21 protein-coding genes are annotated in these 20,655 nt (G+C 52.9%); 14 read left to right on the forward strand and 7 right to left on the reverse strand.

Annotated elements, in window-relative coordinates:
- Window positions 1-238 precede the first annotated feature (238 nt).
- Together hslO and hslR are read right to left on the reverse strand one after the other, a co-directional pair.
- On the reverse strand, window positions 239-1,123 hold the full coding sequence (gene hslO / locus ACSTTG_RS15180; protein ID WP_438475409.1) for an Hsp33 family molecular chaperone HslO: 885 nt from the start codon (window positions 1,121-1,123) through the stop codon (window positions 239-241).
- Window positions 1,124-1,139: 16 nt separating this feature from the next.
- Complete coding sequence (gene hslR / locus ACSTTG_RS15185; protein ID WP_438459778.1) at window positions 1,140-1,547, reverse strand: ribosome-associated heat shock protein Hsp15; 408 nt, start codon at window positions 1,545-1,547, stop codon at window positions 1,140-1,142.
- 202 nt (window positions 1,548-1,749) lie between these two features.
- Between hslR and gspC the strand changes: the two genes are divergently transcribed.
- The 12 genes from gspC (at window position 1,750) to ACSTTG_RS15245 (ending at window position 13,096) form a co-directional block, all read left to right on the forward strand.
- Window positions 1,750-2,649, forward strand: coding sequence for a type II secretion system protein GspC (gspC, locus tag ACSTTG_RS15190; RefSeq protein WP_438459921.1), 900 nt, complete (start codon window positions 1,750-1,752; stop codon window positions 2,647-2,649).
- A gap of 40 nt (window positions 2,650-2,689) precedes the next feature.
- Window positions 2,690-4,717, forward strand: a complete 2,028-nt coding sequence (gene gspD, locus ACSTTG_RS15195) for a type II secretion system secretin GspD (protein ID WP_438475410.1) — start codon at window positions 2,690-2,692, stop codon at window positions 4,715-4,717.
- Window positions 4,717-6,201 (forward strand): type II secretion system ATPase GspE, encoded by a 1,485-nt coding sequence (gene gspE / locus ACSTTG_RS15200; protein WP_438475411.1) that lies wholly within the window; start codon window positions 4,717-4,719, stop codon window positions 6,199-6,201. The genes gspD and gspE overlap by 1 nt, the downstream gene beginning before the upstream one ends.
- Window positions 6,202-6,218: 17 nt before the next feature.
- The gene (gspF, locus tag ACSTTG_RS15205; RefSeq protein ID WP_438475412.1) at window positions 6,219-7,439 is read left to right on the forward strand and encodes a type II secretion system inner membrane protein GspF; all 1,221 of its coding nucleotides are present in this window, start codon (window positions 6,219-6,221) and stop codon (window positions 7,437-7,439) included.
- Window positions 7,440-7,529: 90 nt separating this feature from the next.
- Entirely contained in the window at window positions 7,530-7,973 is a 444-nt protein-coding gene (gspG, locus tag ACSTTG_RS15210) for a type II secretion system major pseudopilin GspG (RefSeq protein WP_438459782.1), read from the forward strand.
- A 50-nt stretch (window positions 7,974-8,023) separates the two neighbouring features.
- A complete protein-coding gene (gspH, locus tag ACSTTG_RS15215; protein WP_438475413.1) occupies window positions 8,024-8,632 on the forward strand; it encodes a type II secretion system minor pseudopilin GspH in 609 nt (202 codons plus the stop codon).
- On the forward strand, window positions 8,622-8,981 hold the full coding sequence (gene gspI / locus ACSTTG_RS15220; protein WP_438459784.1) for a type II secretion system minor pseudopilin GspI: 360 nt from the start codon (window positions 8,622-8,624) through the stop codon (window positions 8,979-8,981). The genes gspH and gspI overlap by 11 nt, the downstream gene beginning before the upstream one ends.
- Window positions 8,971-9,645: a type II secretion system minor pseudopilin GspJ gene (gene gspJ / locus ACSTTG_RS15225; protein ID WP_438459785.1), complete on the forward strand. Its 675-nt coding sequence runs from the start codon at window positions 8,971-8,973 to the stop codon at window positions 9,643-9,645. Before gspI ends, gspJ begins: the two co-directional genes overlap by 11 nt.
- Entirely contained in the window at window positions 9,635-10,657 is a 1,023-nt protein-coding gene (gene gspK, locus ACSTTG_RS15230; RefSeq protein ID WP_438459786.1) for a type II secretion system minor pseudopilin GspK, read from the forward strand. The genes gspJ and gspK overlap by 11 nt, the downstream gene beginning before the upstream one ends.
- Window positions 10,626-11,837, forward strand: a complete 1,212-nt coding sequence (gene gspL, locus ACSTTG_RS15235) for a type II secretion system protein GspL (protein ID WP_438475414.1) — start codon at window positions 10,626-10,628, stop codon at window positions 11,835-11,837. Before gspK ends, gspL begins: the two co-directional genes overlap by 32 nt.
- Before the next feature lie 6 nt (window positions 11,838-11,843).
- The gene (locus tag ACSTTG_RS15240; RefSeq protein WP_438475520.1) at window positions 11,844-12,341 is read left to right on the forward strand and encodes a type II secretion system protein M; all 498 of its coding nucleotides are present in this window, start codon (window positions 11,844-11,846) and stop codon (window positions 12,339-12,341) included.
- Window positions 12,341-13,096, forward strand: a complete 756-nt coding sequence (locus ACSTTG_RS15245; protein WP_438475415.1) for a type II secretion system protein N — start codon at window positions 12,341-12,343, stop codon at window positions 13,094-13,096. The genes ACSTTG_RS15240 and ACSTTG_RS15245 overlap by 1 nt, the downstream gene beginning before the upstream one ends.
- 253 nt (window positions 13,097-13,349) lie before the next feature.
- Here the strand turns inward: ACSTTG_RS15245 and cysQ are convergent, their stop codons facing one another.
- From cysQ to ACSTTG_RS15265, 4 genes are all read right to left on the reverse strand, one after another.
- Window positions 13,350-14,177 carry a 3'(2'),5'-bisphosphate nucleotidase CysQ gene (gene cysQ, locus ACSTTG_RS15250; protein WP_438459789.1) on the reverse strand — a complete coding sequence of 276 codons (828 nt, stop codon included), beginning with the start codon at window positions 14,175-14,177 and terminating at the stop codon, window positions 13,350-13,352.
- Window positions 14,178-14,224: 47 nt separating this feature from the next.
- Entirely contained in the window at window positions 14,225-14,776 is a 552-nt protein-coding gene (gene nudE / locus ACSTTG_RS15255) for an ADP compounds hydrolase NudE (protein ID WP_438459790.1), read from the reverse strand.
- Window positions 14,777-15,083: 307 nt separating this feature from the next.
- The gene (nfuA, locus tag ACSTTG_RS15260; protein WP_438475416.1) at window positions 15,084-15,671 is read right to left on the reverse strand and encodes a Fe-S biogenesis protein NfuA; all 588 of its coding nucleotides are present in this window, start codon (window positions 15,669-15,671) and stop codon (window positions 15,084-15,086) included.
- 135 nt (window positions 15,672-15,806) lie between these two features.
- Window positions 15,807-16,520 (reverse strand): ComF family protein, encoded by a 714-nt coding sequence (locus ACSTTG_RS15265; RefSeq protein WP_438475417.1) that lies wholly within the window; start codon window positions 16,518-16,520, stop codon window positions 15,807-15,809.
- Between the two features lie 97 nt (window positions 16,521-16,617).
- Between ACSTTG_RS15265 and bioH the strand changes: the two genes are divergently transcribed.
- Both bioH and ACSTTG_RS15275 read left to right on the forward strand, forming a co-directional pair.
- A complete protein-coding gene (gene bioH / locus ACSTTG_RS15270) occupies window positions 16,618-17,394 on the forward strand; it encodes a pimeloyl-ACP methyl ester esterase BioH (RefSeq protein ID WP_438475418.1) in 777 nt (258 codons plus the stop codon).
- Between the two features lie 83 nt (window positions 17,395-17,477).
- Window positions 17,478-17,930 carry an ATP-dependent Lon protease gene (locus ACSTTG_RS15275; protein ID WP_438459794.1) on the forward strand — a complete coding sequence of 151 codons (453 nt, stop codon included), beginning with the start codon at window positions 17,478-17,480 and terminating at the stop codon, window positions 17,928-17,930.
- An 81-nt stretch (window positions 17,931-18,011) separates the two neighbouring features.
- Here the strand turns inward: ACSTTG_RS15275 and ACSTTG_RS15280 are convergent, their stop codons facing one another.
- Window positions 18,012-20,345: a Tex family protein gene (locus ACSTTG_RS15280; RefSeq protein WP_438475419.1), complete on the reverse strand. Its 2,334-nt coding sequence runs from the start codon at window positions 20,343-20,345 to the stop codon at window positions 18,012-18,014.
- Window positions 20,346-20,655: the final 310 nt, after the last annotated feature.

The following is a 20,655-nucleotide window of genomic DNA, read 5'->3' on the forward strand; positions in this document are numbered from 1 at the left end:
GCGGGTTTCGGGCTGGTGCCCTCCGAGGAGCGGGGAGTTTGGTGCGCGTGATAAGTAATTCGCTTTTAGATAAAGGGGGGCGAAGAGCGGGTTTCGGGCTAGCGCCCTCCGGGGTTCGAGGAGATTGGTACACTCGACATTTTATTTATATCTTAAAAATGAGAGCGAGGAGCTCAACACACGTTGATAACTCCTCGCGCCTCGGAACGAAGTGAAACCCGCACCTCGCACCTTTTATTTAGTGGATTGTGTCGCTACCCGAAGCAGGTGCCGATGCTTGAGCAAACAGTTCTGCCACCTGGGCAGAGTCAAACGCGTAGTTTGTGCCGCAGTAGTCGCAGTGTAGGGCGATGCTGCCTTCGGTGGCTAGGATGTCGTCGACTTCTGCGCGGTCTAGGGTCACGATAGCTGCGCCGCTGCGCTCGCGTGAGCAGCCGCAGAAGAACTCAACCGGTTGTGGTTCAAATAGGCGTACTTGCTCTTGGTTGTAAAGGCGGTATAGCAGCTCTTGCGCTTCAAGCGAGAACAGCTCTTCGTCTTTGATGGTGTCGGTCAGCTGCTCTAGGTGCTCGAAGTCATCCGGTGTGCCGGTGCCATCTGGCATGACCTGGATCAGCATACCCGCTGCGTGTGGCTTGCCGTCCATCTCACCGGTGCGGATCCACAGGCGAGTTTTCAGCTGCTCTGAGTTGGCGAAGTAGTTCTCGATCACTTGCGTCAGGTTGTCACCCTCAAGGCCAACCACGCCCTGGTAGCGCTCACCCTGTTTCGGGTCAATCGTGATCACTAGGTAGCCTTTACCCATCATCTCGTGCAGCGTTGCGTCTGGGGCGATATCGCCTTCCCAGCGTGCCACGCCGCGCACTTTTTGGTCATGGTCGCCGTTGATCACTGCTAGTGATACTGGGCCGTCACCTTGAAGCTGGATGGTGATCGAGCCTTCAAACTTTAGGGTGGCGGTTAGCAGTGTGGTGGAGACGAGTAGCTCACCCAAAAGCTTTTGCAGCGCCGCTGGGTATTCCTTGCTGGTAATAATCTGTTGGTATGCGTCATCCAGTTGTACCAACTCGCCACGTACAGATAAATCTTCAAAAAGGTAGCGATTTAAAACATTGTTTGCCATAGAAGGAAGCTCCAGCTTATTGATGTTTGAACTTAATGATGTCACGACGCTGCTTTTTATCGGGGCGTCGGTCCGGGCTCGGGTTGTGTGCGTGCAACTTGCGCTGCATGGCGTTACTTTCGCGTTTTTCAACACTTTCCGAGGTTTCGCGGTAGAGCGTTTGCGCCTCTGGCGCGCCGCGACGTTGATCAGAGATCCGCTCGATGACCACGGTTTTCTCTTCGTGGCCCTGGCGTAGTGCAACCGTGGCTCCGACTTCAACAACCTTACTCGGTTTGCTGCGCTGGCCATTATAATGCACTTTGCCGCCATCGATCATGTTGCGTGCGATGGAACGGGTTTTATAAAAACGTGCGGCCCACAGCCATTTATCGAGACGAACGGCTTGTTCGTTTTGGTCATTGTGTGATTTGTTGGAACCCATTTGTGCGCTATATCTCCTACCATTAATATTGAATCAACCTCACAATGGTAGCGCGATCGCACTTTTTCAAGGTGTAAGGGTGTGTAAAGCACAAAAAACCATTTGCTTAAACCGCGTATGATATAGTGAAATATTTCTCATCTATACTAACGCACCAATTTATTTCAGTAAGGACATAGGTTTGGCAACTACCGCCTTTAATATGGCCCGCTTTGACGGACAGGCACTGATCAATTTCTTTAAGCAGCACCAGCAGCGTATCAGCGGCGTGCTGGTGATCGTGTTGCTCGCAGCGTCCGCTTGGATGTTGGGTAAGATGGTCTGGATGCTGGTGGAGCCTGAAACCGAGGTTACCCCGTGGCGCGCCACACAGACATCAGGCAATGCCAACGCGAACTCTTCGACAATTGATCTGTCTAAGGTGCATGATGGGCACTGGTTTGGCCGCTTCCAAGAGGATGCACAGCCGGTCGAGCGCAAGCAGCCTGTAGTTCAGGATGCGCCTAAGACTCGTCTAAATCTGACTCTAGTTGGCGTGGTGTCGAGTGACAATGTTCGCAAGAGCTTAGCCGTGATTGCCAATCGTGGCCAGCAGGCGACCTATGGCATCGACGAAACCGTTGAAGGCACGCGTGCGAAGTTGAAAGCGGTATTAGTGGATCGCGTGATCATCGAAAACGCGGGCCGTGACGAGACCCTGATGCTCGATGGTATCGACTACAACCAGCGCTCACAAACGCCAACCCAGAGCACGGCGCCGTCTCGCTCAGAGCCTGCAACGGCCAGTCCAGACACTGACCGCCTAGCAGCGATCCAAGAGGAAATCTCCTCAGATCCACAAAAGCTTTTCCAGTATGTGCGTATGTCACAGGTGAAACGTGATGGTGACGTGGTGGGATACCGCTTAAGTCCGGGGCGCGATAGAGAATTATTTGAGTCGATCGGCCTGCAAAATGGCGATATTGCGACTCAACTCAATGGACAAGACCTAACGGATCCAGCGGCAATGGGTCAAATTTTTCAAGACATCAGCAACCTTACCGAGCTGAGCCTTACCGTCGAGCGTGACGGTCAGCCGTATGATGTCTACATCCAGTTTTAACACCCTGAGTAACAACGAAACTCAGCTTTAGGAGTACCGCGTGAAGCATTGGTTCAAGAAAAGTGCTTGGTTATTGGCAGGAAGCTTATTAACTACAGCACCTGTGCTAGCTAACGATTTTAGTGCAAGTTTTAAAGGCACAGACATACAAGAGTTCATCAATATTGTTGGCCGTAACCTCGAGAAAACCATCATTGTTGATCCCACTGTTCGAGGCAAGGTGGACGTGCGCAGCTACGATACGCTGACAGAGGAGCAGTACTACAGCTTCTTCCTCAACGTATTGGAAGTGTACGGATTTGCCGTGGTTGAGATGGATAACGGCATCCTTAAGGTGATTAAGGCCAAAGACGCCAAAACCTCAGCGATCCCCGTTGTCGGTGATGATGGCGCGACAGGTGATAGCGTAGTAACCCGCGTGGTGGCGGTGCGTAACGTCTCAGTGCGTGAGCTGTCACCATTGCTACGTCAGCTCAATGATAACGCAGGTGCAGGTAACGTTGTGCACTACGACCCGGCGAACATCATCTTGATCACAGGCCGCGCGGCAGTCGTTAACCGCTTGGCTGAGATCATCAAGCGTGTTGACCAAGCGGGTGATAAAGAAATTGAAGTCGTCGACCTGAAAAACGCCTCGGCGGCAGAAATGGTGCGTATCGTTGAAGCGCTAAATAAGACCACCGATGCTAAGAATACCCCGCCGAATTTGCAACCAACGCTGGTCGCCGACGATCGTACAAACTCGATTCTTCTCTCAGGTGACCCTAAAGTTCGTGCTCAGCTTAAGCGCTTGATTAAACAGTTGGATATCGAGATGGCAAGCAAGGGTAACAACCAGGTGGTTTACCTCAAGTACGCAAAAGCGGAAGACCTAGTCGATGTACTGCGTGGTGTGTCTGACAACCTACAGGCAGAAAAAGCGGCTGGTCAAAGTGGCAGCGCTACAGCGCCAAGCGCACGTGGTGAGGTCACTATCGCAGCGCACGCGCACACCAACGCTTTGGTAATGACCGCGCCGCCAGATATCATGAATGCCCTACAAGATATCGTGACTCAACTGGATATCCGTCGTGCACAGGTTCTGATTGAAGCACTGATTGTTGAGATGTCTGAGAATGATGGTATCAACCTCGGCGTTCAGTGGGGTAACCTTGAGACAGGTGCGGTCATTCAATATAACAACACGGGTACGTCGATTGGTAGTGTCATGGTCGGTCTGGAAGAGGCTAAAGATCAGACTCGTACGGAGTATTTCACCAATAGTGATGGAAACCGAGTTCCTTTCGAGGTGACTGAGTCAGGAGACTACTCAACACTCGCAGCAGCCCTATCTGGCGTAAATGGTGCGGCAATGAGCCTGGTCATGGGCGACTGGACGGCATTGATCAGCGCGGTGTCCTCGGACTCCAACTCCAACATCCTGTCTTCGCCGAGTATTACCGTGATGGATAACGGCGAAGCGACCTTTATTGTGGGTGAAGAGGTGCCGGTTATTACTGGTTCAACGGCTGGCTCTAACAACGATAACCCATTCCAAACGGTTGATCGTAAAGAGGTCGGTATCAAGCTTAAGGTTGTACCTCAGATCAACGAAGGTAACTCGGTACAAATGAATATCGAGCAAGAGGTATCGAATGTATTGGGTGCCAACGGCGCAGTAGACGTACGTTTTGCCAAGCGTCAGCTAAACACTTCTGTGATGGTGGAAGACGGCCAAATGATTGTATTGGGCGGCCTGATTGATGAGCGTGCGCTTGAGAGTGAGTCTAAAGTACCGCTCCTTGGTGATATCCCGTTCTTGGGTCAGCTGTTTAAGTCAACCAGCACCCAAACCGAAAAACGCAACTTGATGGTATTCATCAAGCCAACCATTATCCGTGATGGTATGTCTGCGGACGGTATCACCCAGCGTAAGTACAACTATATTCGTGCAGAGCAGCTATTGAAGGCAGAGCAAGGCCTGAAGCTAATGGATGACGAAAACGTTCCTGTACTACCAGAGTACGGGAAGTCGGTTGAGTTTGCGCCTGAGCTGCAGGTCTTGATTGAACAAATGGAAGCGAAGTAATGCAAGCCGAGGCTATTCATCATCGTCTGCCATTCAGCTTCGCCAATCGCTTTAAGATGGTGCTGGAGCATGAAGAGCAAGGCAGTGTCCTTTATTATCAAGAGCCGATGACCATGAGCGCGCTGCTGGAAGTGCAGCGCGTGTCACCGCGCGTGTTTACCTTACAGGCGCTCAGCAGCGAGGCGTTTGATGCTAAGTTGACCGAGGCGTATCAGCGCGACTCAAGTGAAGCGCGTCAGCTGATGGAAGACATTGGCGCTGATAGCGATGACTTCTTCTCATTGGCAGAAGAGCTGCCGCAGGATGAGGACTTGCTTGAGTCGGAAGACGATGCACCCATCATCAAGCTGATCAACGCCATGCTCGGTGAGGCGATCAAAGAGGGCGCCTCGGATATCCATATCGAGACGTTTGAAAAGTCGCTGTCGATCCGTTTCCGTGTCGATGGTGTGCTGCGTGATGTGCTGGCGCCAAGCCGCAAGCTTGCGCCTTTGTTGGTCTCGCGTGTTAAGGTTATGGCCAAGCTGGATATCGCCGAGAAGCGTGTGCCGCAAGATGGTCGTATCTCGCTGCGTATCGGTGGTCGCGCCGTGGATGTGCGTGTTTCAACCATGCCATCGTCGCACGGCGAGCGCGTGGTAATGCGTCTTCTGGACAAGAACGCCACTCGTCTTGATCTGCATAGCCTGGGCATGACGCCATCAACCCATGATAACTTCCGTCATATTATCGCCCGTCCGCACGGCATTATTCTGGTGACCGGCCCAACCGGTTCGGGTAAATCCACCACCTTGTACGCCGGTCTGCAAGAGCTCGATAGCAGTGAGAGTAATATCCTCACGGTTGAAGATCCGATTGAATTTGATATCGATGGCATCGGTCAGACTCAGGTGAACCCAAAAGTCGACATGACCTTTGCTCGCGGTCTGCGCGCGATTTTGCGTCAAGACCCAGATGTGGTGATGGTGGGTGAGATCCGTGACCTAGAAACAGCGCAAATTGGTGTCCAAGCGTCATTAACCGGTCACTTAGTGATGTCAACCTTGCACACCAACACCGCTGTCGGCGCGATTACTCGTCTGCGCGATATGGGTATCGAGCCCTTCTTGATCTCGTCATCGCTGCTTGGGGTTCTGGCTCAGCGATTGGTGCGCACCTTGTGTAACGACTGTAAAACGCCGTATCAGGCGGATAACGAGCAGAAGAAATGGTTTGGCTTGACGCCAGCCGATGAACTGACCTTGTATCGCCCAAGTGGTTGTGAGCAGTGTAATCAGAAGGGTTATCGCGGTCGTACCGGTATTCACGAGCTGCTGTTGGTCGACGATCAGGTGCAAGAGCTGATCCACAGTGAAGCGGGTGAGCAGGCGATTGAGCGCTGCGTGCGTGAGCGCACACCAAGTATTCGTCAAGATGGCTTGAATAAGGTGCTTGCGGGCGTCACTACGCTGGAAGAAGTCCTGCGCGTTACTAAAGATGGTTAACGGGGTGGGGATGGCTAATGGCGGCGTTTGAATATAAGGCACTGGATGCCAAGGGTAAGCAGAAAAAGGGTGTGATCGAGGGCGATAATGCCCGCCAGGTCCGATCACGGTTAAAAGAGCAGGGATTAATCCCAGTTGAGATCACCGAGACGCGCGCCAAGGCGCGCAAGTCATCATCGGCTAAAAAGCCCGCGTTTCAGCGCGGGATCAGCACGCCAGATTTGGCGTTGATCACTCGTCAGTTGTCGACCTTGGTGCAATCGGGGATGCCGCTGGAGGAGTGTCTTAAGGCTGTCTCTGAGCAGTCGGAGAAGCCACGTATCCGCACCATGCTGGCCGCGGTGCGCTCAAAGGTCACCGAGGGTTACACCCTCGCAGATAGCCTAGCGGATTACCCGCACATCTTTGATGAGTTGTTCCGCTCAATGGTGGCGGCGGGTGAAAAGTCAGGTCATTTGGATGCGGTGCTCGAGCGCTTGGCGGATTACGCTGAGAATCGGCAGAAGATGCGCTCTAAGCTGCAGCAGGCGTTGATTTATCCGGTGGTGCTGGTGGTGTTTGCCATCGGTATCGTGGCCTTCTTGCTTGCGGCAGTGGTGCCGGAGATTGTTGGCCAGTTTTTGACCATGGGGCAAGACTTGCCTTGGCAGACCGAAATCTTGCTCGCAATGAGTGATTTTATTCAAGAGTGGGGATTGATCTTGCTTGGGGTGTTTGTGGTGCTGGTGTACCTAGCACGCTTTGCTTTATCCAAGCCCTCGATTCGCCTTAACTGGGATCGCCGTATTGTGCGTATGCCAATGCTGGGTAAGATCAGCCGCGGTTTGAACACCGCCCGCTTTGCGCGCACCCTGTCTATCTGTACCTCCAGTGCGATCCCTATCTTGGAAGGGATGAAGGTCGCAGTGGATGTGATGACCAATAAGTTCATCAAGCAGCAGGTGAATATGGCCGCGGATAATGTGCGTGAGGGCGCGAGCCTGCGCAAGGCACTCGATCAAACCCAGTTGTTCCCGCCAATGATGCTGCACATGATTGCCAGTGGTGAGCAGAGTGGTGAGCTTGAGTCGATGCTGACACGCGCAGCAGACAACCAGGACGCGAACTTTGAATCGACGGTGAATATTGCGCTGGGCATCTTTACCCCGGTGCTGATTGCACTGATGGCAGGCATGGTGCTGTTTATCGTGATGGCGACCATGATGCCGATTCTTGAGATGAACAACCTAATTGGTTAATCAAGTGACTGATATTTATTGTCAATTAATTGATAGTATTGAATTTCTCGACCGAAGTTGGCACGAGAACAATTGTTTTTGGAGATTGTAATGAAAAACAGACGTAGCAAACAGGCTGGTTTTACCCTGTTAGAGATTATGGTAGTAGTGGTCATCTTGGGTGTGCTCGCTGCGGTTGTGGTTCCTAACCTGGTGGGTAGCCAAGATACGGCGAACCAGAAAAAAGCGGTAAGTGATATTGTTGCGCTAGAGAACGCATTGGATATGTACCGCTTAGATAACAGTGTTTATCCAACCACAGACCAAGGCCTTGAGGCATTGGTGACTAAGCCAAACAACCCAGAGCCGCGCAACTACCGCGAGGGTGGCTACATTCGTCGTCTGCCAAACGACCCATGGGGTAATGAATACCAATACCTAAGCCCAGGCGACAACGGCACCATTGATATCTTTACCCTTGGTGCTGACGGCCAAGAAGGCGGTGAGGGCGTTAATGCCGATATCGGTAACTGGAATCTAACCGATTTCCAATAAATCAATGAAATTGGGGTAAGTGAAGACTTACCCCAATTGAGAGTATGCTTGTGTTTTTTACTTCTACATCGCGTTCCATTCCCTCTTCACGTGGCTTTACCCTACTCGAACTTTTGCTGGTATTAGTGGTGATCGCCGTCGGTGCGGTAGCGGCGATCTCGACGGTCGTCAGTTCGACCCAAGATCAGGCCAAGGATGAGACCCAGCGTGTGTTTCTGCAGTTGCAACTGCTCAACGACGAAGCGCTGTTGAGTGGTCAGAACTATGGATTGCGCATAGATGAAAAACAGAATCGTATTCTTTTGATGGCCCTGGGTGAAGATGGCTGGGAGCCAATGGATATTGACGGCATGGCAAATGAGATCACCCTGCCGGAAGATCTGATGATGAGCATGACCTTAGGCGGTGATATCTGGAAGAACAACGACAGCTTGTTTCTGCCAGGCTCGCTGTTCGACGAGGAGATGTTTGCCGAGGTTGAGTCAGACGCTCCCCCTCAGCCACCACAGATTTTTATCCTATCGAGTGGTGAAATCACTCCCTTTACGCTGCATATTCTCGGCAACAACGATCAGGTCAACGATGATAACTGGCGGGTGATTGTCGGCGAAAATGGCGTCATCCATCGCCTTGAGCCGGGGGATGAGTATGAAGAGTAAGTCTAAATCAGCCGGCATGACCCTGATTGAGGTGCTGGTGGCGCTGGCGATTTTCTCTACCGCGGCCATCGCGGTGATCCGCTCGGTAAGTCAACACATCAATACCTTGAGCTACCTTGAAGAGAAGACCTTCGCCGCGATGGTGGTGGACAATCAAATGGCGGCGGTGATGCTTGACCCGAGTAAACTGAGCGCGAAAAAAGGCACCGAGGAGTTGGCAGGGCGAACCTGGTATTGGCAGGTGACGCCAGTCAGCACTTCCGACAACCTCTTGCGCGCCTTTGATGTGAGCGTGTCTGCCGAGGAAGGTGGTTCAACTCTTGTAACGGTAAGAAGCTATGTACCTTAAGCGCCCATTATCGAAGCGATCAGTCCCGAAGATTAAAGCCCACAAGGGCTTTACCCTAATTGAGGTGTTGGTGGCGATGGCCATCTTTGCCAGCTTGAGTGTTGGCGCTTACCAAGTGCTGTTTCAAGTGCAAGAGAGCAATGCCCAATCGCTGCAAAAAAGTGAGCGCTTGAAAGAGATCCAGCGCGCAATGGTGTTGATGGATAATGACTTTCGCCAGATGGCAACGCGCCGTATGCGCACCAATGGTGAGGCGCCAGCTGGGCAACTGCTCTACTGGCAGGACTACCTGCTCGACTCGGACACCAAAGGGCTGGTGTTTACCCGCCTTGGGTGGCATAACCCAGAGCAGCAATTTCCGCGCGGTGAGGTGACCAAGGTTGGCTACCGCACCCAAGAGCAAGTGCTGGAGCGGGTTTGGTGGCGCTATCCAGATACGCCGGTTGGCCAAGAGCCGATCAGCGCACCACTGCTGACTCAGGTAGAGAGTTTTGATATTCGGTTTTACAACGGCTCGGAGTGGGTCACTGAATGGTCGACCAACGGGCAACTGCCAGAGGCGGTGTCGGTGCGTTTAGAGCTGGAAGATTACGGCGAGATTGAGCGTATTTACCTCACCTCTGGTGGTCAGCTCAATGATTTAGCAGGGGGCAATGATGAGTAAGTCTCCATCACGTCAGCGCGGCGTGGCAATTATCGTCGTACTCATGGTACTTGCGGTGATGGCGGCATTGGCGGCCAGCATGTCAGGTCGCCTGTTTACTCAATTTAAGCGCGCCAATAACCAGATAAACTATCAGCAGGCGTATTGGTACAGCCTTGGGGTTGAGGCTCTGGCTATCGTCGGCATCGAGCAGAGCTATAAAGACAGCGATACGATCAACACCTCGCAGGCGTGGGCGCTCGAAGAGCAAGTCTACCCGCTTGACTATGGTACGGCGCAGGGGCGGATTCGTGATCGCCAGGCATGTCTGAACCTCAATGCGATTGGCTCAGCCGTGATCTCAAGCAACTCCAATCAAAGGCCGTATGTGATGCGCGTATGGCAGCAACTGCTTGAAGCCACCGAGGTCGATAGTTATGCGGCGGAGACCATCAGTGACTCGACGTATGAGTTTATTAACCCGGAATTTAGCACCCAGACCTCCAATGGGGTGGGTGACAGTTATTATGAGAGTGTTCAGCCTGCGTATTTGGCGGCCAACGGATGGTTGGCAGACAGCAGCGAGCTGCGCGCGATCAATGGCGTGACCGGTGAGGTGATGCAAAAGATTGACCCTATGGTGTGCGCACTGCCGACCGATGAGTGGATCTTGAATGTCAACACGATTGAGCCGGAGCAAGCTCCGCTCTTAGAAGCGATGTTCTATCCACACCTATCACAGAGTGACGCCAAGAATTTGATTGAGAGCCGCCCTTATGACGGCTGGGACTCAGTTGATGACTTTCTGGCTGAGTCAGAGATGGGCGGGGTTGAGGCCGCCGTTCGTGACGAAGCGAAGCCGTTTATCGGTGTCGATAGTCAATATTTCGAGCTAGACGCTCAAGTTTGGGTTGAGCAGTCTAGAGTAAGAATTAGAAGTCTATTGTACAGTGACAATAGAGAAACAGCGTCGGTCGTACGCCGACGTTTTGGAGGGATCAGTGAGCGAGTTTCTGACCGTTCGACTAACTAGTCAACCTGAGGCCGCGGTGCCTTGGTTGGTGTGGTCTACACAAGACAATGAAATTATTGCCAGCGGTGAGTTGGCAAGCAGCGCTGAGCTGGAGACTTTGCAAGATTATGCCGATCATCGCGGTGTGATCCTGCTGCTGTCTGCCAGTGATGTGGTGCTAAGTGAGGTGACGATCCCAGCAGGGGCCAGTCGTCAGTTTGAGTCGATGCTGCCGTTTTTGCTTGAAGATGAGCTGGCGCAAGACGTCGATGACCTGCACTTTACCATCTTGAAGAAGAAAGGTGATCAGGCGCTGGTAGCAGCTGTTGATCGCTCTTGGCTGGAGCAGTGCCTCGAGCAATGCAAAGCGCTCGGCTTTGAGGTGAAAAAGGTGGTGCCTGACGCACTTGCCCTACCGACCAACGAAGAGGGACTGAGTGCGGTTCAACTCGGCTCGGAGTGGCTACTGAAAAAAGGCGAGTATCAGGGCGCGGTGGTGCCGGATGCTTGGCTGGGTATGACGGCGCAATCGCCTTGGGTACAAGAGCAAGAGAACTACTTACCACTGAAGGCCTACAGCCCGTTGCCAGAGCTTGAGCTTGCCGAAGAGCAAGACTGGCAGTCTATGCCAGCAGAGCTTGCGATGCAGTTACTGACCAAAGAGGCGATTGTTGGCAAGATAACCTTGCTAACGGGCGCGTTTAAGCAGAGCTCACCGATCAGTAAGTACTGGCGTGTGTGGCAAAAAGTGGCGATTGCTGCAGGGGTACTTTTGACCGTGATGATGGGTCAGTATGCACTGGAAACCTATCGTTTTGAGGCGCAGGCCTCGGTGTATCGCGCTGAAAGTGAGCGTATCTTCCGTGATATTACCGGCAAAAGTCGTATTCCTACCACAGGCTATCTAAGGCGTGAGCTTGACAGTGAGATCACTCGTCTGTCTGGTGGTGCTGGTGACAGCTCATTGCTTAACTGGTTCGTTGAGCTCTCCAATTCACTCGGCCCATCGCCTGCAATCCAGCTGCAAAGCGTGCGCTTTGATGGGAACCGTCAAGAGCTGCGTCTAGTGGCTGAGGGGAGTGATTTCCAGGTCTTCGAGCAGGCACGTCTGGCACTCTCTGAGCGATTTGAGGTCGAACAGGGGCCACTCAACCGTAACAATGAAGTGGTGTCTGGCACGTTCACCATTAAGGCGCAATAGGGGAGTATCATGGAGCTATTGACCAACGTAAAAAGCTGGTGGTACAGCCTGTCGGTACGTGAGCAGCGCTTGGTATCCGTGTGCGGTGTCTTGCTGGCGATAAGTCTGCTGTATCTTGGGCTTATCAAGCCGCTGCAGTCGCGCGCAGAGGCCGCGCGCACGCGCATCGACTCAGAGAGACAGCTACTTGGCTGGGTATCGAGCAAGGCCGATGAGCTGGTTGAGCTGCGCGCGCAGGGCGGGATTGTCTTAAGCGATCAGCCGCTTAACCAACTGATCTACTCTTCTGCCAGTCGCTACAGTGTGGAGATCATTCGTATGACCCCGCGTGATGACATGATGCAGGTTTGGATTCAGCCGATTGCCTTTACTCAGTTACTCAACTGGATCACTTATTTAAAAGAGCAACAAGGTGTTGAGGTGGCATTCCTTGATGTAGACCGCACCGAGCGCGCGGGGCTTGTCGATGTCAAGCGCCTGCAATTTCAAAAGGGAGCCAATTAATGCGTCGAGTTATTCTGATTTCACTGCTGTGTCTGAGTGTGTTTGTCGTCAGTGTGATCGCGCATCTCCCAGCCAGCTTCGCGCTTAACTATCTGCCGAATCAGATCGCGCAGGTTGAGGGCGTATCGGGCACTATCTGGAATGGTCAAGTGCAGCGCGTTAGCGCGCAGGGCCAGCAGTTAGGTGAGCTGCAGTGGCAGGTAAAGCCATGGTCGATGTTCACCGCTCGAATTGAAGCCGATATCCGCTTTGGTCGCGGTAGCCCGATTGACTTGCGTGGTCGTGGCACAGTGGGTGTTGGCCTCTCAGGCCCTTACGCCGAGCAGTTCGTCGCCTCAATCCCAGCCGATTTTGTGATGAGTCAGATGCCAACCCCAGTGCCGATTAACGCGCTCGGTCAAGTTGAGCTGACCATGCGCGATTATCAGTTCGATCAGCCCTATTGCGCCGCAGCCGAGGGCACGCTGGCTTGGTCGACGGGCGAGCTAAGCACCCCAATTGGTCCGCTAGTGCTTGGCCCTGTGATTGCTGACATCAGCTGCCAAGACAGCCAATGGCAAGTCCAAGGCACACTGCAAAGTGCCCAAGTCAGCGGCGAGTTCAGCGCCCAACTGCAAGCAAACAATCAATACCAGTCAGAAGCCTGGTTCAAACCAGAAGAGGAATTCCCATCGATTCTGGCTAATCAGCTGAGCTTTTTGGGCCAGCCGGATGGGCAAGGGCGGTATCAGTTGAGACAAAGCGGGCGGCTCTAAGGAGCCGAGAATCGAGAGGCGAGATCGTTTCACTGCGAGTACGCTGCGCTCGAGGGGGAGGTTGTTGTGACTTTTCCGTTTATATTGGCTAGCGGTTTAGCCTTTGGAAGATAACCCTATCTTGAATGATAGGGTTATTTGTATCTGTGTACTCAAAGCACATCTTTCCAACACGTGCCAGAAATGAAGTTTTCCAGTGTCTAGAAGCGAGCGAAGAACTTTCTCGCCTCTCGCCTCTCGATTCTCGCCTCTATTATCCCTTGTGGATAATAATACTTTCCCAGTCCAACGATTCGTCCCCCAGCACAATAAAGTTCGGGTTCTCTAGCGTTTCGCGTTGGTTGTAGGATAGGGGCTCTAGGTGGGTGTTGAGGATGCGGCCGCCGGCTTCTTCGACGATGCATTGGGTGGCGGCGGTGTCCCATTCGCCGGTTGGGCCAAGGCGTAGGTAGCAATCGACGGCACCCTCGGCGACGAGACAGGCCTTGAGTGCGGCTGAGCCTAGTGGGACAAGCTCATAGTTCCAGGCCGAGCTAAGGCGGTTGGTGATGCTGTTGATGTCTTGGCGGCGACTGATGGCGATGGCGATTGACTGGCTTGGGCCCGGGTGAAGGTGCGATTTGATCCGCACGCTCTCATCCATCTCAGGGATCTTCCAAGCGCCCTTGCCGTGGTAGGCATAATAGGTCACGCCAGACACTGGCGCGTACACCACACCCATTACCGGGCGATGATTATCCACTAGGGCAATGATGGTGGCAAAATCACCGCTGCGAGCGATAAACTCTTGGGTGCCATCAAGGGGGTCAACCAACCAGTAACGACTCCATTGTGAACGCTGCTCTAAGCTAATGTCGGCGGCCTCTTCTGAGAGCACTGGGATATCCGGTGTCAGCTCGGAGAGGTGTTTGGTGATCAGCTTATGGGCCGCGATATCTGCGCTGGTTACTGGGGTCTCATCCGATTTGGTGTACTCCTCGTACTGCTTTTTTTGGTAGATATCCAAGATCAATTGACCGGCCGAGCGGGCAATCTCGATAACATTGGGGATCAGAGGAGACAAATCACTGGGCGTGGTCATGCAAAATCCTATCAGTCTTACCTAGCCTATCCATAAGTAGGTATGGGTTATTGGGCGTGTAGATAACGCAGCGCTAATAACAATGCGGTAATACTGCGCGCCTCACAAAAATCGAGATGGGTGAGCAACTCTTCTGCTTGCGCCAGTGGCCAGCGAACAATCTCTAGCGGCTCTGGCTCGTCACCCTCGAGTGTTTCTGGGTATAAGTCTTTGACGACAAACAAGGTCATCTTACTAGAGAAGTACGATGGTGCAAGTACCACCTCTTTGAGTGCTACCATTTGATGCGCACCAAGACCAATTTCTTCCTTCAGCTCACGGTTTGCCGCCTGCGCCGGGGTTTCCCCCACATCGATCAATCCCTTAGGAAACCCGAGCTCATAACGCTCAGTCCCCGCCGCATACTCTCGCACCAATAAAAGATCACCACTGTCGGTCACCGGCACCATCATTACCGCATTGCGCCCGCTCGGCTTCATGCGCTCATAGGTGCGTCGAGTGCCATTACTGAACTCCAAATCCTGCGCCTCAATCGTAAACAGGCGCGACTGAGCAGCCACTCGAGTGTCAAGAATCTTAGGTTGGGTGCGTTTTTTCAAAAGAAACCCCTTTTTTCACGCGCGGTGGGCGCTGTTATTGCGGTGGATAGGTCTACTATAGGTGAAAACTTTAGGTCAGGGAATGATCAGGGGCGGGGTTCGGGTGCGGACTTCGTCCTACGAGGAGCGAGTAAAAGCCAAAAGCAAAAGAGTCGAGCTTTGCTCGACTCTAGTAAATAGTGTGCTTTTCTTAATACGGGAAGCGAGTGCATTTGCTTATGCTTCTATCGAGCTAACAGCGTGCACCCCTCGAAGCGCAGCTTACCCGAACCTCGCAGCGTAGCGTCCCCGCCCCTGACTAACGAAGTTAGTAGTAAGAGTGTTCCCCAGCCTGATGCTCTGTCGCATCCTTCACGCCAGTCAGTTCACCGCTAAATTCTTGTAGAAGCTGTTTCTCGATGCCTTCTTTTAGGGTGACGTCGACCATTGAGCAGCCGTTACAGCCGCCGCCGAAGGCAACGATGGCGACGCCTTGTTCGGTGATCTCAACTAGGTTTACGTGGCCGCCGTGGCCAGCGAGTTGTGGGTTCACTTGGGTTTGGATTACATACTCAACACGCTCAATCAGAGGCGCGTCGTCAGAGACCTTACGCATTTTGGCGTTGGGTGCTTTTAGGGTCAGCTGTGAGCCCATCTTATCGGTCACGTAGTCAATCTCTGCGTCCTCTAGGAACGGCAGGCTGAGTTCATCGACAAAGGCAGAAAAGGGTTCATAGTTGAACTCGGTGTCGGTGGCTTCAACGGCTTCTGGTGGGCAGTAAGATACACCACACTCGGCGTTTTGAGTGCCTGGGTTAACGACGAAGACACGGATATTAGTCCCTTCGGGTTGTTGCGCCAATAGCTTGGCAAAGTGAGCTTGAGCGGCTTCTGAAATGCTGATTGGATTTGACACGGCTAATACCTGACTAATTTTGTAAACTATTTTTGTATTCTACTCCTGAAAGCGCTGAAATCTAGTCTTTTATTTGACCCTATTATTTAATATGGCTTGGTCGTTGGCTGAAGAAAGACATGGTGATAGCAGCGCTCAGTCGTCCGCTGTCGTGCGACAGATACAATAAATATCAATGGTTTCTACACCAACATCAAGCAGTAATTTGCATAACTGCTCAACGGTCGCACCTGTGGTGACCACATCATCCACGATGGCGATGTGCTTATGATGCGGGATAGAGTTGAGTGTGAAGGCACTGCGGATATTGCGCTGGCGCTGCTTGGCGGTCAGCCCTCTCTGCGGGCGAGTATGACGGCAGCGACGAAATAACCAGGGGTCAAATTGAGTATCAAAGTGCTGACTGAGAAAGGCGGCAAGGTGCTCGCTTTGATTAAAACCGCGCCACCATCTTCTGCGCCAGTGCATCGGCACACAAGTGATGAGCGGCGCGGGAGAGCGAATTTGACTGGCTAGCTCAAGGGCGAGTGGGCGAGCCAGCCAAAAGCTGCGCTGGTACTTAAGCTGATGAATGATCTGACTCAGAGGTGGGTGATATTGATTGAGGCAGGTTAGGCTCGACCACAGGGGCGGTGATCTCAGACACTGACCGCAATGAAGAGTCGGTTGATTGGTCGGTGCGCCGCAGCGCTGGCAGCGATTAGGCTCAACGATAGCACCGCGGCAGCTTGTACACCAAAAAGCTTGATTAGTGCCTAAAAGTTGTGATTTAGCGATCGGCAGAGCGCACAAGCAACAGCTCGGGACAGTCAGTCGAGCGATGTTTTTTTGCCACCAATTCGATACCATAGTTTATAAAATAGCTCGCACGGTTTATGGGTCATCCCACAAGTCTGGCTGAGATTGATACAGGCAATGGCCGATTAAAGTAGGAGAGTTTGCGATCATGGACACAGCCCAAGCAGAGCAGTTGCACTGGCAAAGCACAGGTCAAGGGGAGGATGTTATCTTGCTCCACGGCTGGGGGATGAACGGCGCAGTGTGGCAAGCGACTGCAGAGGCGCTTAGTGCGCGATATCGAGTGCATATTGTCGACCTGCCAGGCTATGGTCATTCTGCGCATGTCCATGCCTGTAATATGGATGAGATCGTTGCGCGATTGCTAGAAAGTGCACCGCCACAGGCAGTTTGGATAGGCTGGTCGCTAGGAGGTTTGATTGCCACCCAGGTTGCGCTCTCTCATCCACAGCGGGTCACCAAGCTGGTGACGGTCGCCAGCTCGCCTAAGTTTGCTGCGGACTTGCCATGGCGGGGGATAAAGCCTCAGGTCTTGAGTGCATTTACCGACCAGCTGCGAGAGGACTTCACCGCGACGATTGAGCGTTTTATGGGCCTGCAAGCGATGGGCAGTCCCTCAGCGCGTCAGGATGTCAAAACCATCAAGAAAGCGGTGCTATCCAGACCTACACCGAAAACGGGCGCACTGGAGCTAGGCTTGTCTCTATTGGCCGAGCATGACCTGCGCAGCGCACTTCAGCAGCTTCAGCAGCCGCTACTGCGATTGTATGGTCGCTTGGATGGTTTAGTTCCGGTCAAGGTAGCCAGTGATCTGCAAGCCTTACTGCCGGAGAGTGGCCAGCATATTTTTACTGACTCCTCACACGCGCCATTTATCACTGAGCCGGACGCATTTAATCAGCGCCTAGTTGCATTTATTGGCTAAGTATTTTCATTTTGCTGTCGATAAAGGTATAGATAAACCGATGAAGCACTGACTCTCGCGAGTACGATGAATAAGGAGGAGCGATGATTGTTTCACCCAACAACGTCAGCATGCCGCTGATCGCTCCCTCTGTGAATGTACAGACAGAACAGGTTGCGCGTGAGAATCGCACCAGTGAGGCGGTCAAGCCAGCGGTAGAGTTGGCCAAGGCCAATGCAGAGAGAAAGATTAAACAAGACGACAAGCGTCAAAGAGAGTCGGCTTGGGACCCCGCAGAGCACCCAGACTATGAGCTTGATGAAGAGCAGGACGACGCGCCCCAAAATGAGCTGGAACGTCTGTTTAGTTTGCTGGCACTGGAGAGTTACAGTGAGAATCAGGGCATGGGCTACACCATTCGCTTTAAACTGCCCAAGCGGATCATTGACGCTGCGATTGAGCAGGGGCATATGGCGCGGCGGCGTACGGTGATTAAGTATCACTATGGACACAGCGTGGCGCCACACCCTCCTTCCGATGTGATTGCGGTACTGTAGTCAAAGGATTAAAAAAGCCCTCACTTGGTGAGAAGTGAGGGCTACTGCTTTGGTGTCTCTTTCTTTGAAGACTTAAGCGGCTTACTTTTTCGCTTTAGCAAACGCCGCAGCAAATGCACCGCCCATGGCACTATTGCCGGCAGGCTCGTTGCGTTGGCGCTGCTGTCGACTGCGAGATGCCTTATCGTGAGGTGCCTTATCACGTGGAGCCGCGCTGCGTTGGCTACGATTATCCTGCCCAGGCTCATCCTTGAGGCGCATCGAAAGGCCAATCCGCTTACGCTGAATATCAACCTCCATCACCTTAACCTTAACGATATCGCCTGCCTTAACCACATCACGTGGGTCAGCCACATAGCGGTCGGTTAGGGCTGAGATGTGCACTAGGCCATCTTGATGCACGCCAATATCCACAAACGCGCCGAAGTTCGCCACGTTAGACACCACGCCTTCCAGGATCATCCCCGGCTCAAGATCAGAAACCTTGTTCACCCCCTCAGCAAAGGTCGCGGTTTTAAACTCAGGGCGAGGGTCTCGGCCTGGCTTATCCAGCTCTTTGATGATGTCGGTCACGGTCGGTACACCGAAGCTGTCATTGGTGTAGTCGATTGCGTGCAGTGACTTAAGGAAGCCAGAGTCACCAATTAGGGCTTTGATGTCTTTGCTGTTCTTTTCGGCAATCGCTTTGACTACCGGGTAGGCCTCTGGGTGCACCGCTGAGCCATCAAGAGGGTTTTTCCCTTCCATGATGCGCAAGAAACCCGCACACTGCTCGAAGGCCTTAGGGCCGAGGCGTGGGACTTTCTTCAGGCTAGTACGCGCATCAAAGCGACCGTTCTCATCGCGGTACGCGACAATGTTTTGCGCAATAGTGGTAGACAGTCCGGCCACTCGATTGAGTAGCGCGGCTGAGGCGGTATTCACATCCACACCCACGGCGTTTACACAGTCCTCGACCACAGCATCAAGACGTTTTGCCAGCATGGTTTGACTGACATCGTGCTGGTACTGGCCGACACCAATCGATTTAGGGTCGATCTTCACCAGCTCTGCCAGCGGGTCTTGCAGACGACGAGCAATCGACACTGCGCCGCGCAGTGATACGTCCATGTTAGGAAACTCTTTCGCTGCTAGCTCTGATGCCGAGTAAACCGATGCGCCGGCCTCGCTGACCATGATTTTCTGTACTTTGAGGTTGCCGCGCTTGATAAGGTCAGCCACGAAGCTGTCGGTTTCACGCGAAGCGGTGCCGTTACCGATGGCAATCAAATCCACATTGAACTTGCGCACGAGTTGATCGACTACTTGCGCCGCTTTGTCGTATTGGTTTTGCGGTGGGTGAGGGTAGATGGTGTCGGTCGCGAGCACCTTACCGGTGGCATCAACCACGGCAATCTTTGAGCCCGTGCGCAGGCCAGGGTCAAGACCTAGCGTGGCACGTGGGCCTGCAGGTGCGGCCATCAGTAGATCTTTGAGGTTCGTGGCAAAGACCTCAATTGCTTCGATTTCCGCGCGCTCTTTCATGGCGCCCATCAGCTCGGTTTCCATATGCATTGAAACCTTGATCCGCCAAGCCCAGCTGATCACTTGTTTGCGCCATGCGTCGGCAGGGGCGCTGCTCAGGGTGATGCCATAATGATCAGCGATCAGGGTCTCACAGTAGGACTGGCGCACGCCTTCCTCCTGCTCAGGGTCAGCATTCATTGCCAGCGTCAGTACGCCCTCATTACGACCACGCAGCATCGCCAGTGCACGGTGCGATGGCACCTTGCTCAGTGATTCATTGTGCTCAAAGTAGTCTTTAAATTTCTCACCTGCTTGCTCTTGTCCTGCGACAACCTTAGCTTGCAGTTGCGCATTAAGATTCAGATGCTTACGCACTTTCTCAAGCAGGTCTGCGTCCTCAGCGATGCGTTCCATGATGATCGCGCGTGCGCCATCAAGCGCAGCTTTGCTGTCTGCCACACCCTTATCGGCATCGATGTAGCCGGTAGCTTCTGCCTCTGGGTCGGTTTGCGGGTGATGCCAAAGCTGGTCAGCAAGCGGTTCAAGTCCGGCCTCAATCGCAATCTGGCCTTTGGTTCGACGCTTTGGTTTGTAGGGCAGATAAAGATCCTCAAGGCGCGTTTTACTGTCGGCTTCACGGATAGATTGCTCTAGTTCTGCAGTAAGCTTGCCTTGCTCTTGAATTGAATTGAGGATTGTCGCGCGGCGATCTTCAAGCTCGCGCAGATAATTCAGGCGCGTATCTAGGTTACGCAGCTGAGTATCGTCCAGACCACCGGTGGCTTCTTTACGATAGCGGGCAATAAATGGGACGGTGTTACCGTCATCGATTAGGGTCACAGCTGCCGTGACTTGGTCAAGGCGCACACTCAGCTCGCTTGCAAGCTGTTGATTGATAGTTTGGCTCATTCCGATGGCCTCGTTGTTAGTGCTTAATGACAAGATATGAGGGTAATAAGGAACTTTTGCAATGCCAGACCCCTCTCACTGGGTAACAATTATTTCCAATTCGACATTTACAACAGTAAGAAACGTGTCAAAACTTTTAATAACTCCTATACCCAAGTGACCTCAAGATGTAGTTTCAGCGAGATTTGCTTGGTTTGCAGCCAAGGCGGCCACTTGAAGATTTAGTGGCTCTAAAGCGAAAGTGGCCAACGCAGGCTGCGAGCCAAGCAAACTCGCCCTATGGGAGCCAATATACTGACTTATCTCCGCG

It is taken from the genome of Vibrio glycogenivorans, from assembly GCF_051660965.1.
In the GTDB taxonomy this organism is placed as follows: domain Bacteria; phylum Pseudomonadota; class Gammaproteobacteria; order Enterobacterales; family Vibrionaceae; genus Vibrio.

Excerpts from the sequence above, each read along its gene's own strand:
- hslO (WP_438475409.1), bottom strand. The coding sequence starts at position 1,123 with ATGGCAAACAATGTTTTAAATCGCTACCTTTTTGAAGATTTATCTGTA.
- hslR (WP_438459778.1), bottom strand. The coding sequence starts at position 1,547 with ATGGGTTCCAACAAATCACACAATGACCAAAACGAACAAGCCGTTCGT.
- gspC (WP_438459921.1), top strand. The coding sequence starts at position 1,750 with ATGGCCCGCTTTGACGGACAGGCACTGATCAATTTCTTTAAGCAGCAC.
- gspE (WP_438475411.1), top strand. The coding sequence starts at position 4,717 with ATGCAAGCCGAGGCTATTCATCATCGTCTGCCATTCAGCTTCGCCAAT.
- gspF (WP_438475412.1), top strand. The coding sequence starts at position 6,219 with ATGGCGGCGTTTGAATATAAGGCACTGGATGCCAAGGGTAAGCAGAAA.
- gspG (WP_438459782.1), top strand. The coding sequence starts at position 7,530 with ATGAAAAACAGACGTAGCAAACAGGCTGGTTTTACCCTGTTAGAGATT.
- gspI (WP_438459784.1), top strand. The coding sequence starts at position 8,622 with ATGAAGAGTAAGTCTAAATCAGCCGGCATGACCCTGATTGAGGTGCTG.
- gspJ (WP_438459785.1), top strand. The coding sequence starts at position 8,971 with ATGTACCTTAAGCGCCCATTATCGAAGCGATCAGTCCCGAAGATTAAA.
- gspK (WP_438459786.1), top strand. The coding sequence starts at position 9,635 with ATGATGAGTAAGTCTCCATCACGTCAGCGCGGCGTGGCAATTATCGTC.
- ACSTTG_RS15245 (WP_438475415.1), top strand. The coding sequence starts at position 12,341 with ATGCGTCGAGTTATTCTGATTTCACTGCTGTGTCTGAGTGTGTTTGTC.
- cysQ (WP_438459789.1), bottom strand. The coding sequence starts at position 14,177 with ATGACCACGCCCAGTGATTTGTCTCCTCTGATCCCCAATGTTATCGAG.
- ACSTTG_RS15265 (WP_438475417.1), bottom strand. The coding sequence starts at position 16,520 with ATGGTATCGAATTGGTGGCAAAAAAACATCGCTCGACTGACTGTCCCG.
- bioH (WP_438475418.1), top strand. The coding sequence starts at position 16,618 with ATGGACACAGCCCAAGCAGAGCAGTTGCACTGGCAAAGCACAGGTCAA.
- ACSTTG_RS15275 (WP_438459794.1), top strand. The coding sequence starts at position 17,478 with ATGATTGTTTCACCCAACAACGTCAGCATGCCGCTGATCGCTCCCTCT.
- ACSTTG_RS15280 (WP_438475419.1), bottom strand. The coding sequence starts at position 20,345 with ATGAGCCAAACTATCAATCAACAGCTTGCAAGCGAGCTGAGTGTGCGC.